Raw genomic sequence first — 982 nt, forward strand, 5'->3', positions numbered from 1 at the left:
GCGGGCCCGCCCGCGGGGGGGCCGCCCGCCGCCCCCCCCCCCCCCCCCGGCGCGCGCCGGGGGGCGCCCGCCGCGCGGGCCGGCGCCGCCGGGCCGGCCCCCCCCCCCCCGCCGGTGCCCGCTACAGGCTGAGGCTCCAGGTCCGCAGGGTGCCGACGTCGATCGAGTAGACGTCCTGCACCCTCAGGTTCCAGGTGCCGTCGGCCGCCTCGCCCGACGCGTCGACGGTGTAGGTCGCGTCGACGTTGTCGGTGCTGTCGGAGCCGCTGTTCTTCAGCCGGTACGCGGTGCCGTCCGGCGCGACCAGGTCGATGACCAGGTCACCGCGGTAGGTGTGCTGGATGTGCACCTCCACGCTCGTTCCGGACGAGGCGTTGCGCCCGCAGCCGTTGACGGCGATCGGGCTGGTGACCGCGGGGCCGGCGTCCGGGATGTCGACGGGACTGGCGTTGCTGCCCGAGCAGCCGGGCGCGCCGGTCACCGTCAGCGCGAAGGTGGCCGAGTGGACGTCGTCGCCCGTACCGGTGATGGTGATCGGGTAGTTGCCGCCGGGGGTCGTCTCGCTGGTGGTCAGGGTCAGCACCGCCGCCGAACCGGAGATCACGGTGGCCGGCTCGAAGGTGGCGGTCACCCCGCTCGGCAGGCCGCCCGCGGTGAGGGCGACGGTCTGCTCCGCGCCGGCGGTGACGGTGGTGGCGATGGTCGTGGTCAGCGTGGCGCCGGCCTGCACCTGGCCCGCCGCCGGTGCGGCCGCGATCGAGAAGTCGTTGCCGGTCAGGTTGCAGGTCGGCTCGCCGGACTGCGCCGGGACGCTGATCGCGGCCCAGGCGGCCTTGACCACGTTGTACTCGGCGCAGCTGCCGGGGTAGAGGTTCTTCGCGGCGGTCAGGGTCGCGGTGCGGATGTTGGCGTACTTCCAGGTGGAGGTCTTCGACTGCATGGCGTTGTAGTAGATCTCGCCGGCCTTGCGGACGCCGACGCC

At 74.6% G+C, this 982-nt stretch carries 1 protein-coding gene; it reads right to left on the bottom strand.

All coding sequences use genetic code 11. From position 1 onward, the window contains the following. Window positions 1-121 precede the first annotated feature (121 nt). Window positions 122-982: proprotein convertase P-domain-containing protein (locus AB0F10_RS41525; protein WP_360638870.1), on the bottom strand; the 861-nt coding region annotated here is incomplete at its 5' end.

Origin of the sequence: Actinoplanes sp. NPDC026623, from assembly GCF_040638275.1 — a bacterium.
In the GTDB taxonomy this organism is placed as follows: Bacteria; Actinomycetota; Actinomycetes; order Mycobacteriales; family Micromonosporaceae; genus Actinoplanes.